Below are 13,984 nucleotides of genomic sequence, written 5' to 3'. Positions count from 1 at the left end.
AAAAGAATTAAAAATCTTCCAGCGCTAGTTTTGCTGCCAGCTGTTCGGCTTCTTTTTTTGATTTAGCAGAAACAGGGCCGTAAGTTTTGTCTCCAAGATGAACACAGACATTGAAGGTTTGGTCATGATCCGGGCCTGTTTTTGAAAGAAGTTCGTAACGAGGGCAGCTTTTTGTTTTCTTTTGATATTTTTCCTGCAGCTGAGTTTTAAAATCTTTAATTCCCTGAGAAAAGATTTCTTGTACGGCTGGTTCAATAAAAGAAAGAACATATTGCTCTGCAGCCTTGTAACCTGCTTCCAGATAATAGGCACCAATAATTGCTTCCATACAGTCTGCAAGGATTGCAGGCTTTGTACGGCCACCACTCATTTCTTCTCCGTGCCCCAGGAGCAGTAGTTTGTCTATTCCAAAGCGAAGGGCTACTGGTGCAAGGGCCTTTTCCGAAACTACTGCTGATTTAATTTTTGCTAAATCACCTTCCGGATTGTCTAAATTTCTATACAGATAAGACGCAGTTACCATTCCAAGAACTGAGTCTCCGAGAAATTCAAGCCGCTCATTATTTTTCACTCCATGCTGTTCGTTTGTGAGTGAACGATGATGAAAGGCCTGGTCTAAATGTTCAAGATGCTTAAACTTTATTCCTACCCTGTCACAAAATTCAGACAGTTGATGTTTTCGCTGTTTTGTAAGTTCCATTTTTTCCACCAATAAAAAAAAGCACAAGTCTTGTACTTGTGCTTTTTCCAATATCTTAGTTATAAGACTTATTTGCCCTGTTCAGACTTGATGAAATCATAAGCGTCGCGAACAGTTTCGAATTCGTTTGCTTTTTCATCTGGGATACTAACTCCCAATTCTTCTTCGATAGCGTATACCAATTCATAAGTATCAAGGCTATCAGCTCCAAGATCATTTCTGAAAGAAGAATCCAAAGTAATTTTTCCTTCGTCGATTTCCAATTTGTCAGCAATAAGCTTCTGGATTTTTTCAAACAATTCGTCCATTCTTTTTACTCCTAAGAATTAGCCATTAACTTCAGGTGTGATAACCTGGCGTCCGCGGTAGAAACCACATTTTGGACAAACGTGATGAGACTGTACAAGGTTTCCGCAGTTGCTGCATTCAACAAGCTGTGGTGCCTTAAGTTTCATGTTGATTGTCTGACGTCTTTTTGTTACGGCCTTTGATGTTTTACTTCTTGGTACTGCCATATATGTAACCTCACTATAATTTATCAGATATAACTGAAGTTTAATATACAACAATTCCAATCTGAATGTCAATCTATTATATCAAATTAACGGCCTTTGTCAAACAAAAAATCAATTTTTGTCATTTAAAATGTGTAAGGCTGCCGGCCTTTGTTCAATCTAATTTGTATATTTTTCTCGCAATGCTTTTTCAACAATTTCTGGCACCATTCTTGAAATATCGCCTCCAAACTGTGCCAGCTGTTTAATCGAGCTTGATTTTACGATTGCGTATTTTTCCTTTGACTGCAGGAATACGGTTTCAATATCAGGATTCAAGTTCTGATTCATCAGCGCAAGTTCAAACTCGTAACCAAAGTCATTTGCAGAACGTACTCCCCTAACCAGAACTTTAGCACCAACCTCTTTTGCATAATTTACGATAATACCTTTATATGAATGAACAGAAACATTTTTGAAAGGTTTTATCAAATCCTGAAGAAATTGAACTCTTTCTTCTTCTGTAAACATAGTCTTTTTTTCTGGATTTACAGAAACAACAACATCAACGTTTTCAAAAAGTCCGGATGCTCTTTTTATAATATCAAGATGTCCATTTGTAGGAGGATCAAAAGATCCTGCGAATACAGCTTTAACCATAATATAAGTAATCTATCTCATTTGACGAAAACGGGCAATAGATGTAAAATTATCCCCATGAAAAAGATTTATGTTTTATTGTCACTTGTATTTGTTGTTTCTTTAATTTCATGTGGCTCACAGCCTAAAGCTGAAGAACCTAAACCAGAAGCTCCAGTAGTTAATGACGCAGAGCCTGTAGTTGAAGTTGACGAAGTTGTTGAAGTTGATGACGATGTTGAATTGATAAATGAAGAAGTTTCTATGCCAGAAGAAGATGATGATGAATATCTTCGTTCTACACAGGCTCTTTCTGCAGAAGAACTCGTAACTAAAGACGAATTTGCTGAAGATAAGGCTGAAATTCTTAGAATCATTAAAGAATTACAGAAGGTAATGGAAAAAGAAGATGTTGAAGCCTGGCTCAAATATGTTGATAAAGATTCAAAAACCTTCTATTCAAATCCTGCTAACATCAGAAAGGTAAATAAAAAGCTTCCTAATAAAGCAATTGTATTGAACGGAATTGGTGACTATTTTAAGTACGTTTTCATTCCTTCACGCAAAAACAGAGAAATTACTGAAATCAGATATATCTCTAAAACTAACACAAAGGCTGTTCAGGTTAATGAAGACGACAGTATTACAAGATACTATCAGTTCATTAAGGTAAACGGTAAGTGGTACGTACAGCTGGATAGAGTTTAATGAAGACCGTCATCCCGAACTTGATTCGGGATCTTTTATAAAGAGATGCTGAAACAAGTTCAGCATGACGGGGTAAATTAATTTCCGTTGATTTTTTATAAAGTATATTCTATAATATTTGAAATAGGTCTTTGACCTTTACGGAGGAATTTTTGATGAAACTTTCAAGAAAAGTTTTTATTGCGGCTGCAATGTTAATGGCTTCAAGCTTAGTATTTGCTCAGGAAAAAGAAACATCTGTTGAAAGCGAATATCTTAATGATGTTGATGGCGATATCATTATGACACTTGCCGAGTCAGATGATTATGATAACAAACTTGTTGCACTTCAGTATCTTCAGAGCGCTCTTGAAGAAGGTAACACTTCTGATGCAGTAGTTCAGGCTCTTGATCGTCTTGCAGGAGAAGGAATTACAACACAGTCTCGTACAAACGGACGTCTTGCAAACAACTTCCCAGAGATTCGCCGTGAAGCATGTAAGCTTATGGCAAAGATTCCTACCGAACACACAAAAAATACTTTGGTTTCAATTGCCGTAGCAGATAACGAACCAATGGTTATTGCCGCTGCTGTAAGATCATTAGGTGAAATTGGAATCAACAATAATGATGAAACTGTAGAAGCTATTCGTTTCGCTAACAAAAGAAACCGTATCTTGAACCCAACAAGCTCACTTGCACTTGAAGTTCTCAATGCATTTGAAATGCTTGCTGATTCAACAGAAGACAGAAAAGGTATGATTAGCGAAATCACATATATCACTACTGATTATCACTATGTAACACCAGTAAGACAGAAGGCTTACAAACTCTTGAAATCACTTTCAAGCACAAACGAAAAGAAATCTGATTCAGACGCAAAATAATCTATAATCAGATATTAACTATTTAAAAAAAGGGCTTCCGCAAAGGCAGCCCTTTTTTAACATCAAAATTATATTACGATAACGTTGGAGTAAATATGGAACCAATAATACTTGCATCCTCTTCCCCTCGCAGACAGGAAATCTTAAAAATGCTTAAGATTCCATTTAGAGTAATCATTCCAAACATTGATGAAACTTTAACTTCTGCAATCGAAAAGGAACAGATTCCTGAACTTCTGGCACAGGAAAAAGTTACAGCTGTTATCCGTTCGCTTCCTGCTGGTCAGGAAATTCAGTGGGTACTTGGAGCAGATACTGTAATTCTTTTTGAAGACAAAATTATTGGTAAACCGGAAAATCATGACCAGGCAATAGAATATCTTTCTGCGCTTCAGGGAAAAACTCATACAGTTTTAACTGCAATTGTTCTTTATAATGGTCGCGAAAAGAAAACTATTTCACGCCTTTGCAAGACAAATGTAACTTTTGCACCAATGTCTAATCAGGAAATTGAATGGTATGTAGAAACCGGTGAATGGCATGGAGCTGCCGGTGGATATAGAATTCAAAGTCTGGCATCCTGCTTTATCTCAAAGATAGAAGGCTCATATTCTGGAGCGGTTGGGTTGCCTATTTTTGAACTTTACGATATATTAAAACAAGAAGGCTATTCTTTATTGGATTAGACTTCAAATTATAAACCAGCCCGTAGGGTTGGAAATCTTCCGGCCTCATTAGAGGTACGAGAAATAGAGTTTGGTGGTGAATGTGCCGTAAGGCATTTGTAATTCACCCGTGAAGGAGTTAATCATGGCAGTAGTAACCATGAAGAACCTGCTTGAATCTGGAGTTCACTTCGGTCATCAGGTAAAACGCTGGGATCCACGTATGAAGAAGTACATCTTCGCAGAACGCAATGGAATCCACATCATTGACTTGCAGAAGACAATCGCTGCAATTAAAGACGGCTACGATGAAGTTCGCAGAGTAACTGCATCTGGCAAATCAATCCTCTTCGTAGGAACTAAAAAACAGGCACAGCAGGCTGTACAGAAAGAAGCTGAACGCTGTGGTATGTTCTATGTAAACAACCGCTGGCTTGGTGGTATGCTTACAAACTTCTCTACAATCAAAAAATCACTTCAGCGCCTCAAGAAAATCGAAAAGATGGAAATTGACGGCACATTCGATAATCTTACAAAGAAAGAAGTAGCTGCCCTCCAGAAGGAAAAGGCAAAGCTCGAAAAGAACCTCGGTGGTATTAAAGAGATGAAGGAACTCCCAGGAGCTCTCTTCGTAATCGATACACACAAGGAACAGCTCGCTGTTGCAGAAGCACGCAGAATGGGTATCCCAATCATCGCTGTTGTTGATACAAACTGTAACCCAGAAGGTATCGACTACCCTATTCCAGGTAACGATGACGCTATCCGCGCTATTTCTTTGTTCACTTCTATTATTGCTAACGCTGTAATTGAATCTGACAATGAAGCTGGTCTTAAGATTCTTGAGAACCTTAACGACGAAGATGATGTTCAGACTGATGCTTCTACACGTACAGAAGATCAGGAAATCGTTGATTACTCTAACTATCAGCCAACTGAACCAAAAGAAGAAGATGTTGAAGCAGACGAAAAAGAAAGCCTTGCTGACGACGTTGACGAAGACAAAATTTATAAGGACTAATATATGGCAATCACAGCAGCTGACGTAAAGGCACTTCGCGAAGCAACTGGTGCCGGAATGATGGAATGTAAAAAAGCCCTTACAGAATGTAATGGCGACATGGCAGAAGCAGAAAAATATCTTAAGGAAAAGGGACTTGCAGCTATGGCTAAACGCTCTGAGCGTGCTACAACTGAAGGTCGCCTCTTCATCCGCCAGAACGGCAATAAAATTGCAGTTGTTGAACTTACTTGTGAAACAGACTTCGTTGCAAACAACGCTGATTTTATCGCTGTAGGTGAAAAGCTCCTCGACGTAACTTTCGAAAAGGGTTACACAAAGGTTGAAGCTGATCACGAAGCTATTCTTGAACCACTCAAGGTATCTATCCGTGAAAACATGAAGGTTGCAAAGGTTGAGGTAATTGATGTACCTGCTGATGCATCTGCTTCATTCTACGTACACTCAGACAAGAAAACTGGTGCTGTAGTTGTAGTTAAGGGTTCTACTGCAGATGTAGTTAAGACTTTTGCTTATGACTGCTGTCTCCACATTGCAGCTTTCACACCTTCTTACACATCAAAGAAAGATGTTCCAGAGACTTATGTTGCTGAACAGAAGGAAATCTTCAAGGCACAGATGGATCAGGACGAAAAGATGGCTGGTAAGCCTGAGAACGTTAAGGAAGGAATTCTCCAGGGTAAGATTAACAAGCACCTTGCAGAAATCTGTTTCGAAGACCAGATGTTCGTAAAGGACGACAAGAAAACTGTAACAGCAAAACTTGCAGAAGTTGGAAAGGAAGCTGGTGCTACACTCAGCTTTGCTACAGCTAAGTTGTTCGTTTTAGGCAAGTAATATTAATTATAAGCGGTGGTTGAGCTTGTCGAAACTACCGCTTATAATTTTACAGGTGGTTTCGACAAGCTCAACCACCGTGTTATCTAAATAAATTAGGAGTAAGAAAATGGCAGACATCGAAGAAAGAATGACTAAAACTATCGATTCATTAAAAGATTCATTCAATACAATCAGAACTGGACGCGCTAATGCCGCAATTTTTGATAAGGTTCGTGTTGATTATTACGGAACAAAATCACCTTTGAATCAGGTTGCAACAATCGCAATTCCTGAAGCTCGTTCTGTCATCATCACTCCTTTTGACAAATCTCTTATTTCTGAAATTGAAAAGGCTATTCAGGTAGCTGACCTTGGATTGAACCCATCAAATGATGGTAAGGTAATTCGCATTGCAATACCTGCCCTCACTGCAGACCGCCGTAAGGAACTTGTAAAGCAGGCTAAGACTGTTGCAGAAAACAGCCGTACTGCAATCCGCAACATCCGCCGTGACGGAAATGACGACCTCAAGAAACAGCAGAAAGATGGTACACTCACAGAGGACGGACTTAAAACAGAAACAGACAAGCTTCAGAAGCTTACAGATAAATACATCGACGAAATCAACAAGATTTACGATGCAAAAGAAAAGGACATAATGCAGAACTAATGCAGGCAATTATGGCTTTGGATAAAGAAAATCTTCCGCTGCATGTAGCCATAACAATGGATGGCAACGGAAGATGGGCTCAGGCAAAAAAACTTCCACGCACTTCAGGTCACGATGAAGGGCTTCGCACCGCTAAAAGAATTGTAAAAGCTGCAAGCGACATCGGAATTAAGTATCTGACTCTCTATGTCTTCTCTACAGAAAACTGGAAACGAGCAGAACAGGAAGTTGGCTTTCTGATGAATCTTATCCACACTCATCTATGTGGTGAACTTGCTTTTTATAAAGAAAACGGAATCAGAGTTCGCCACATAGGTAATTTTGAAGCACTTCCAGCTAATATTCAAAAAGATATCAAACAGGCAATGGACGATACAGCTGACTTCAAAGGTATGACTGTTAATCTTGCCATCAACTATGGTGGCCGTGATGAAATTATCCGCGGCATTAAAAAAATCATTAATAATAAAATCACTACAGATCAGTTAGACGAAAAGACATTCTCTAATTATCTTGATATGCCGGAATGCCCGGACGTAGACCTTCTTATTCGTACTGGTGGTGAACAACGACTTAGCAATTATCTTCTGTGGCACGTTGCATATGCAGAACAGATATATACAGACACACTCTGGCCGGATTATACAAACGAAGAATTCTATTCTCACATAGAAGCCTTTCAGCACAGAAACAGACGTTTCGGAGCAGAGAAACCGGCAGAAAAAAAAGGAAAATAATATGAACAAGGTTATAAAGCGACTTCTTACATTTTTTATAGGTACTCCACTTGTACTCGCTATTGTATTCTGCGATTACCTGAATCATCTGCCGCTTCAGATTGTTCTTGGAATATTTGCGGTTCTTGGTGCAAATGAATTTTACACCATGCTTTCTAAAAAAGGCTATGTATTATTTACACGCGAAATAGTTTTGATTGGCACTGCCCTGCTACCTTTCTCGTGTTATATCTTTATCCTTTCAGGTCTTTCACTTGATATTACACCTTGGCTTTACATTGCAATCATAGTTCTTTTTATGGGCTTTGAATGTTTTACTGCAAAGACTTTTGAAAACTCAGTTCAGAAAATTGCTTACAGTGGGCTTACACTTTTCTATACTGGTTTCCTTATCACCTTTATTTCAAGAATGACACTTTTGCCTGATTCAAAATTTGTAATCAGTCTTTTCCTTATTTTTGTATTTATGTGTGATTCTTTTGCATGGTTCTTTGGAATCCTTTTTGGAAAATCTACACGCGGATTTGTTGCAGCAAGTCCTAATAAGAGTCTTGTAGGATTTATTGGAGGAATTGCAGGTTCTATTGGCTGTGGTTTCTTATTCAAATATTTATTCCCAGATGTATTTACTTTAAGCAATGTTCGCCTTTTAATTCTTGGACTGATTACTTCTATCTCTGCAATTATTGGTGATTTGATTGAATCTGTTTTCAAGCGTTCATGCGAAGTAAAAGACAGCGGAAACCTTATTCCTGGTCGTGGTGGTATTCTTGACTCAATTGACTCTGTAGTAATTGCCGCTCCGATTTTCTATATTGGATATAATTTCTTATTTTAATAGTTGAAACGGTGGTTGAGCTTGTCGAAACCACCTTTAATTATATTGTAAGGTCATTTCGACAGGCTCAATGACCATTTAAATCTTATGAAACGAGTTTTAGTTCTTGGTTGTACAGGTTCAATTGGAACCAGTACACTCGACATCGTAAATAATATGCCTGAAGATTTTTCCGTTTGTGGACTTCAGGCTCATTCAAATAATGAAAAACTTTCTGCACTTTCAGCAAATTATAAATGCCCTTCTCTTCTTTCAAGCGAAGACAATTCGGCAGAAGCTTTTCAAAAACTCATTGACCAATCAAAACCAGACATTGTTGTAAACGGTATTGCCGGAGCTGCTGGTCTCGTTCCTTCAAAAGTTGTTCTTGAAAACGGCATTGACCTTGCACTCGCAAATAAAGAAACAATTGTAATGGCTGGCCCTCTTATTAAAGAACTTGCCCGCGACAAAGGTGCACAGCTTCTTCCTGTAGATTCTGAACACTCTGCTATTTTCAATCTTACTCAGAGAATTGGAATGAAGAATATCTCTAAGATTGTGATTACTGCAAGCGGTGGGCCTTTCCGTACATATACAAAAGAACAGCTTGAACAGGTTACTCTTGAACAGGCTCTTAAACACCCTACCTGGAATATGGGAAAGAAAATCACTATTGATTCTTCTACTCTTGCAAACAAAGGGCTCGAAGTAATTGAAGCGGCATTCCTTTTTGATGTAACTGCAGAGCAGATTGAAGTTGTTGTACATCCACAGAGTTTAATTCATTCACTTGTAAGAACAAATGACGGCGAACTTTATGCCCAGATTTCAGAACCAGACATGAAGCACCCGATTTTGTGCGCTCTTAACTGGCCGGAAAATAAAGAATGTTACATGAGTCAGTTTGATTTGTTTGATAAGACGATGAGCTTCTTTAGACCTAGAATGAATGATTTCCCACTGCTTTCGTATGCCTTTGAATGCGTTAAGTTTGGTAAGTGTTACCCTATTGCCTTTAATGCAGCAAACGAAGTTGCAGTTCATGCTTTTATTGACGGAAAAATTAACTATCCTGCAATCTCAAGAATTGTCCGTGCAGTGCTTGACCGTAACTGGAACACTCCGCTTAATTCTTTTGAAACTGTATTTGAAGCAGATAAACAGGCTCGTGCTTATGCAATGGAGCTCGTATGAAATGGCTTTACGGAATTCTCTGTTTATTCTTTTTAATTGTATTTCATGAGTTCGGACACTTTCTTGCAGCAAAACTTTTTGGTGTAAAAGTTGAAAGTTTTTCAATAGGATTTGGTCCGGTTCTTTTGCATAGAACTGTTCACGGAACTGACTATCGGCTTTCTTTAATCCCTCTTGGCGGTTACTGTGGCATGAAGGGAGAAAAGGATTTTCAGAAAGCAATTGAAGAAAAGCTCCCTGAAGTTGGCGGTGATGCAGATTCCCTTTACGGCATTCATCCGTTTAAGAGAGCTTTAATTGGATTTGCAGGTCCTTTCTTTAATTTCATTTTTGCTGTGATTGCTTGTGCCTTCATAAATGGCATTGGCTACACCTATTACACGTATTCAAACAGAGTTTTGATTAATAATCAGGTTACATCTTCTGTTGCCCGTGATGCAGGAATTATTTCCGGTGACAAAATCATCAAAATTAATGAAAAAGAAATTACTGATTTTTCTGGTTTAATTGAAGAAGTTTCAACAAGACCTGATGAAGATATTATTGTTGTGGTAGACAGAGACGGAAAAGAACTTACATTTACCGTTCATACAGAACTCGATAAATCAACAGGAACTGGAAAAATCGGAGTTGCTGCAGATACTTCTGAATTGTTTGAAAAGGAATCTCCTCGTTATGGATTTTTTGCTTCTATTGGACACGGATTTATTGATGCAATAAAAAGCGCTGGTCTTACAATCAAAAGTATTGGCATTCTTTTTAAAGGTGTTGATATGAATAATGCGGTAAGCGGACCAGCCCGTGTAACAGAAATGCTTGGCAGTACCGTAAAAGAAGGCTTTTCTGAAGGACTTCGAATTGGTTTTATCAGCCTTATGAGTCTTATGTCTGTAATCAGCATTTCTTTGTTTATAATGAATCTTCTGCCAGTTCCAATTCTTGACGGTGGACTCATTTTAATCGCATTTATTGAAATCATAATCAGACGCCGTGTGAATCCGCGCATTCAGTATTATGTGCAGTTCATAGGCTTGGCATTTATTGCTTTTATATTTATCATTGGTTTGAAAGGTGATATTTTATATTTTATAAAAAAATAACTGATTAGCAGGAGTTTATAATCGCTATGAAAAAATTACTAATAATCGCAGCTTCATTCTTTTTGATTTTTTCTCTTTCAGCTCAATCTCATATTTCGACACAATCACATCAGGCTCAGGTAACACAGGTTGCTCCTGTTTCTGCCCGAGGAACTGATGGATCATATTATACCGCCTCTGACGACGGCTTTGTTATTAAGTGGACTTTTGATGGTCAGGGTGAACACTATCAGTTCTCTGATATAGCCATTAAACTGATTGCAGTTTCTCCAGACGGAAATGAAATTGCACTTTACGAAACAGACGGTGGTTCAATTAACCGCATAACCGTTTGGGACTGGAAAACACTTTCAAGAAAATATCTGAAAAAGTTTTCAGATTCAATCACTTCCCTTTCCTACTCTTCTAAAGGAACTTATCTTATTGCCGGAACTGCATCTGTAGACGGTGCAGTATTTATTAAAACTCAGGGATGGCAGATTGTAGATAAGATTAAAGCAAATACTGGTATTGTAAGTTATATCCACACAAGTGGAACTGAAAAGACTTGTGTTTTCTATTCGCCTTCCGGAAATCTTTCTTTTTATGATTTTATGACCGGAAAGTTAAAGCAGAAAATGCAGATTGTAAAAGGGCTTTCTCAGCCGGTAATGTATAACGAAAACCGATTCTTTGCGGGAGTTAGAGACGGCTCTATTTATATTACTGCTTCTGGAAAAACAATTGCTTCTGTTGCGGCAAATAATCCAATCATCATTTCTACAGAAGCAGATTATAACCTATATTATCTGGAGACAGATGGACGCGGTAACTACGAAGTAAAGATGCTTGAAAGCATGGAAGACAATAAAGTTTCTAATCCACGCCAGGTAAAAAGTTTGAAAGGCCCTCGTGGTTCTGGAATTATTACTGCAGCCCGAAAAGACGCCACAAATATTTACTTTGGCGGAAAGAATGGTTCTGTATATAAAAGCGAAGTTGAAGCTACCATTACAACTAACACAATGGTAGAAATGACTGAAAATACTTATTCTAAGATTTACGGAATGGCTCCTGCAGAAGATGATTTCTACTTCCTTACGACAAATGCAATTTACCGCTCTTCTTATGATACTGGAGTAATCTCAAAGCTTTCTTCAACTTCTGGCGAAACTGATATTATTTCTTACAAAGATAATTCAGTAATTTTGTGGAGTCAGTCTGAAAAAACTCCTGTAAAACTTGTAGATCTTGATAAGAAAACTTCTACAGTTTTGTTTACTCCTAAAAACAGCGTACAGAAAGTTCGTCTGTGTTCAGTTGAAGGAAATGATTATCTTATTGAAATTGAAAGTAACAGTGTTGTAAACCTTTATGATATGCAGAAGGGAACTTTCTCTGAAGTTTATTCAGGAACGGGTATTCAGGATGCAGTTTATATGAATAATAAACTTGTTTATATTGCAAAATCAGCCGCTACAAATCCTCAGACTCCATTGCTTTATGTAAATCCGGAAACTATGGAAACTGTACCTATCAATTTTAGAGGTAACGTTACTTACGCACTTAGCACAGACGGTAAGACAATTTATGGTCTGTACATACTTTCTGATGATACAGGACGTAATACTTACGTATTCTCTTACAATGTTTATACAAAGCAGATGACAAATATTTTGAAGTTTGCAGAAGAAGATGCGGAAGCCTTTACTTATTTGAACGGAAATAATCTTTTTACAAATATTGGTCGTAACAAAGTTTACTGCTATAATCTTTCAACTAAAAAGAGATTTGCATATAACCGTTCGGCAAGTATTCCAAAGACATTGTGTTTGAATAGTCGCCGTGCGGTTATTTTGAACTCTAATGGTAGTATTTCGTGGTGTGGAACAACGGATAGTAAATTATTAGCTGATTGGTACTTAACTAAGGACGATCAGTGGTATGAGTTCTAACTAGTGTCTAGTGTAGTCTGCGGTGGTTTCGACAAGCTCAACCACCGTATTTTCCGACAGATCTCAACGGTGGTTGAGCCTGTCGAAACCACCTTATCTCCAGTCTGCAGTGTTAATTCCGCAGCCTCGCCAGAGGGCGTCTGAGTAAATTCCTACGTAGTTTTGTGCGCTGGTGTCCCAGCTGAAGTTCTTCTGCATTCCACGAACCTGCATCTTTTTGATGTGGTCTTTCTTATTGTAGTATGCCCATACAGCCCAGCCTGTGGTGTCATAAACAGCACCTGGAGTGAGGGCATCAAATAAGAAGCCTGTTCCATCTCCATTATCCTGATTATACTGCTCTACTGTATCTGCAAGACCACCGGTACGGCGAACAATTGGCAGGGTTCCGTAGAGCATTGAGTACATCTGATTGAGTCCACATGGCTCGTAGCGGGAAGGCATTAAGAAGAAGTCTGAGCCTGCTTCAATGAGGTGGCTAAGGCTTTCATCATATCCAATATAGGCACGAAGGTTAGGAAGCTTTGACTGAAGAGAATTAATTTCATCTTCACACCATTTTTCGCCACTTCCAAGAATTGCAAACTGAATATCCATATTTGCACACATTGCGTAAATACTTCCATATGACGGAGCAAATACTTCTGCAATTCCCTTCTGATCTGCAAGGCGGGTAACAATACCGATTACAGGAACGTCCTTCTTTACAGGAAGGCCCATACGCTTCTGCAGAGCTTCCTTACACTTTGCCTTACCGCTGAGGTCTTTATAGCTGAAGTTAGCAGGAAGCAGTTTATCAGTAGTAGGATTCCAGGTTTCAAGATCACAGCCGTTGAGAACGCCGCGAACAACATCAGAGCGTACACGGAGCAGTCCATCTAAGCCAAAGCCTCCTTCTACGCTCTGCATTTCTCCGGCATAAGTTGGAGAAACTGTGGTAATCATATCTGCGCAGGAAATACCAGCCTGAAGAAGGTTAATTGAGCCGTTGCGTTCAAAACCGCCACCATAGTAAAGATTCCAATCCAGACCAAGAGCCGGGAAAGAATCTTTTGGATACCAGCCCTGATAACCAAGATTATGAATAGTAAGAACTGATGCGGTATGAGCAAAATAGCCGTTACGGCAAACGTGTTTCAAAAGAACTGGAACGAGACAACAGAACCAATCATGAGCGTGCATAATATCCGGATACCAGCCAAGCATACGACAGATCTGGAAGGCACCGTGGCACAAAACGGCAGAACGGTATGGGTTATCGTGGAAGTCTGGCTCGGCTTTTGTTCCGTAAATTCCATCGCGGCCAAAGCACTGCTCATGATCAATAAAGTAAACCGGAACATCTGTTCCAGGAAGAGGAGCTTCGTATACTTTAACCCAGGTTTCAATGGTACCAGCGGCAACAGCAAGTGGAGCTTCAATTGCTTTAAGCTTGCTGCGGTCAATCTTGTAATAACGAGGCATTACGATACGAACATCGTGGCCCTGTTTTCTAAGATTAATTGCCAGCGCAGAAACAGCATCAGCCAATCCACCAGTTTTAGCAAAAGGAACAGTTTCCGAAGTTACCATTAAAATTTTCATATATAAATCTCCTCTATTGTGGTTTCGACAGGC

At 38.9% G+C, this 13,984-nt stretch carries 16 protein-coding genes; 11 read left to right on the top strand and 5 right to left on the bottom strand.

All coding sequences use genetic code 11. The features are described 5' to 3' along the window. Positions 1–7: 7 nt before the first annotated feature. The 4 genes from rnc to coaD all read right to left on the bottom strand — a co-directional run bounded on the left by rnc (position 8) and on the right by coaD (position 1,854). Complete coding sequence (gene rnc / locus BM161_RS03755; protein ID WP_074930604.1) at positions 8–700, bottom strand: ribonuclease III; 693 nt, start codon at positions 698–700, stop codon at positions 8–10. Positions 701–768: 68 nt separating this feature from the next. Then, the gene (gene acpP / locus BM161_RS03750; protein WP_027726958.1) at positions 769–1,008 is read right to left on the bottom strand and encodes an acyl carrier protein; all 240 of its coding nucleotides are present in this window, start codon (positions 1,006–1,008) and stop codon (positions 769–771) included. A gap of 18 nt (positions 1,009–1,026) precedes the next feature. Continuing rightward, complete coding sequence (rpmF, locus tag BM161_RS03745) at positions 1,027–1,215, bottom strand: 50S ribosomal protein L32 (protein WP_074645330.1); 189 nt, start codon at positions 1,213–1,215, stop codon at positions 1,027–1,029. A gap of 159 nt (positions 1,216–1,374) precedes the next feature. Beyond that, positions 1,375–1,854 (bottom strand): pantetheine-phosphate adenylyltransferase, encoded by a 480-nt coding sequence (coaD, locus tag BM161_RS03740; RefSeq protein WP_074930603.1) that lies wholly within the window; start codon positions 1,852–1,854, stop codon positions 1,375–1,377. A gap of 57 nt (positions 1,855–1,911) precedes the next feature. On the opposite strand from coaD, the gene BM161_RS03735 reads away from it, so the two are divergent. From BM161_RS03735 to BM161_RS03685, 11 genes are all read left to right on the top strand, one after another. After that, on the top strand, positions 1,912–2,541 hold the full coding sequence (locus BM161_RS03735; protein ID WP_074930602.1) for a hypothetical protein: 630 nt from the start codon (positions 1,912–1,914) through the stop codon (positions 2,539–2,541). Positions 2,542–2,696: 155 nt separating this feature from the next. Beyond that, positions 2,697–3,407 carry a HEAT repeat domain-containing protein gene (locus tag BM161_RS03730; RefSeq protein ID WP_074930601.1) on the top strand — a complete coding sequence of 237 codons (711 nt, stop codon included), beginning with the start codon at positions 2,697–2,699 and terminating at the stop codon, positions 3,405–3,407. Positions 3,408–3,502: 95 nt separating this feature from the next. Beyond that, complete coding sequence (locus BM161_RS03725) at positions 3,503–4,093, top strand: Maf family protein (protein WP_074930600.1); 591 nt, start codon at positions 3,503–3,505, stop codon at positions 4,091–4,093. Between the two features lie 124 nt (positions 4,094–4,217). After that, positions 4,218–5,093 carry a 30S ribosomal protein S2 gene (gene rpsB, locus BM161_RS03720; RefSeq protein ID WP_074930599.1) on the top strand — a complete coding sequence of 292 codons (876 nt, stop codon included), beginning with the start codon at positions 4,218–4,220 and terminating at the stop codon, positions 5,091–5,093. Positions 5,094–5,096: 3 nt separating this feature from the next. Further along, complete coding sequence (gene tsf / locus BM161_RS03715; protein WP_074930598.1) at positions 5,097–5,930, top strand: translation elongation factor Ts; 834 nt, start codon at positions 5,097–5,099, stop codon at positions 5,928–5,930. Positions 5,931–6,039: 109 nt separating this feature from the next. Further along, positions 6,040–6,582, top strand: a complete 543-nt coding sequence (frr, locus tag BM161_RS03710) for a ribosome recycling factor (RefSeq protein WP_074930597.1) — start codon at positions 6,040–6,042, stop codon at positions 6,580–6,582. A gap of 11 nt (positions 6,583–6,593) precedes the next feature. Next, entirely contained in the window at positions 6,594–7,319 is a 726-nt protein-coding gene (gene uppS, locus BM161_RS03705; RefSeq protein WP_074930826.1) for a polyprenyl diphosphate synthase, read from the top strand. Between the two features lies 1 nt (position 7,320). Beyond that, entirely contained in the window at positions 7,321–8,157 is an 837-nt protein-coding gene (locus BM161_RS03700) for a phosphatidate cytidylyltransferase (protein WP_074930596.1), read from the top strand. Between the two features lie 87 nt (positions 8,158–8,244). Continuing rightward, positions 8,245–9,333 (top strand): 1-deoxy-D-xylulose-5-phosphate reductoisomerase, encoded by a 1,089-nt coding sequence (gene dxr, locus BM161_RS03695; RefSeq protein ID WP_074930595.1) that lies wholly within the window; start codon positions 8,245–8,247, stop codon positions 9,331–9,333. Then, on the top strand, positions 9,330–10,433 hold the full coding sequence (locus BM161_RS03690; RefSeq protein WP_074930594.1) for a M50 family metallopeptidase: 1,104 nt from the start codon (positions 9,330–9,332) through the stop codon (positions 10,431–10,433). Before dxr ends, BM161_RS03690 begins: the two co-directional genes overlap by 4 nt. Before the next feature lie 26 nt (positions 10,434–10,459). Beyond that, a complete protein-coding gene (locus BM161_RS03685) occupies positions 10,460–12,367 on the top strand; it encodes a WD40 repeat domain-containing protein (RefSeq protein ID WP_074930593.1) in 1,908 nt (635 codons plus the stop codon). Between the two features lie 93 nt (positions 12,368–12,460). Here BM161_RS03685 and BM161_RS03680 read toward each other — a convergent pair whose 3' ends face one another. Then, positions 12,461–13,951, bottom strand: a complete 1,491-nt coding sequence (locus BM161_RS03680; protein ID WP_074930592.1) for a glycogen synthase — start codon at positions 13,949–13,951, stop codon at positions 12,461–12,463. Between the last annotated feature and the right edge of the window lie 33 nt (positions 13,952–13,984).

The organism is Treponema bryantii, from assembly GCF_900113965.1.
In the GTDB taxonomy this organism is placed as follows: Bacteria; Spirochaetota; Spirochaetia; order Treponematales; family Treponemataceae; genus Treponema_D; species Treponema_D bryantii_A.
Note: the sequence above shows the minus strand (reverse complement) of the source record. Positions and strands in the feature narration are given on the sequence as shown.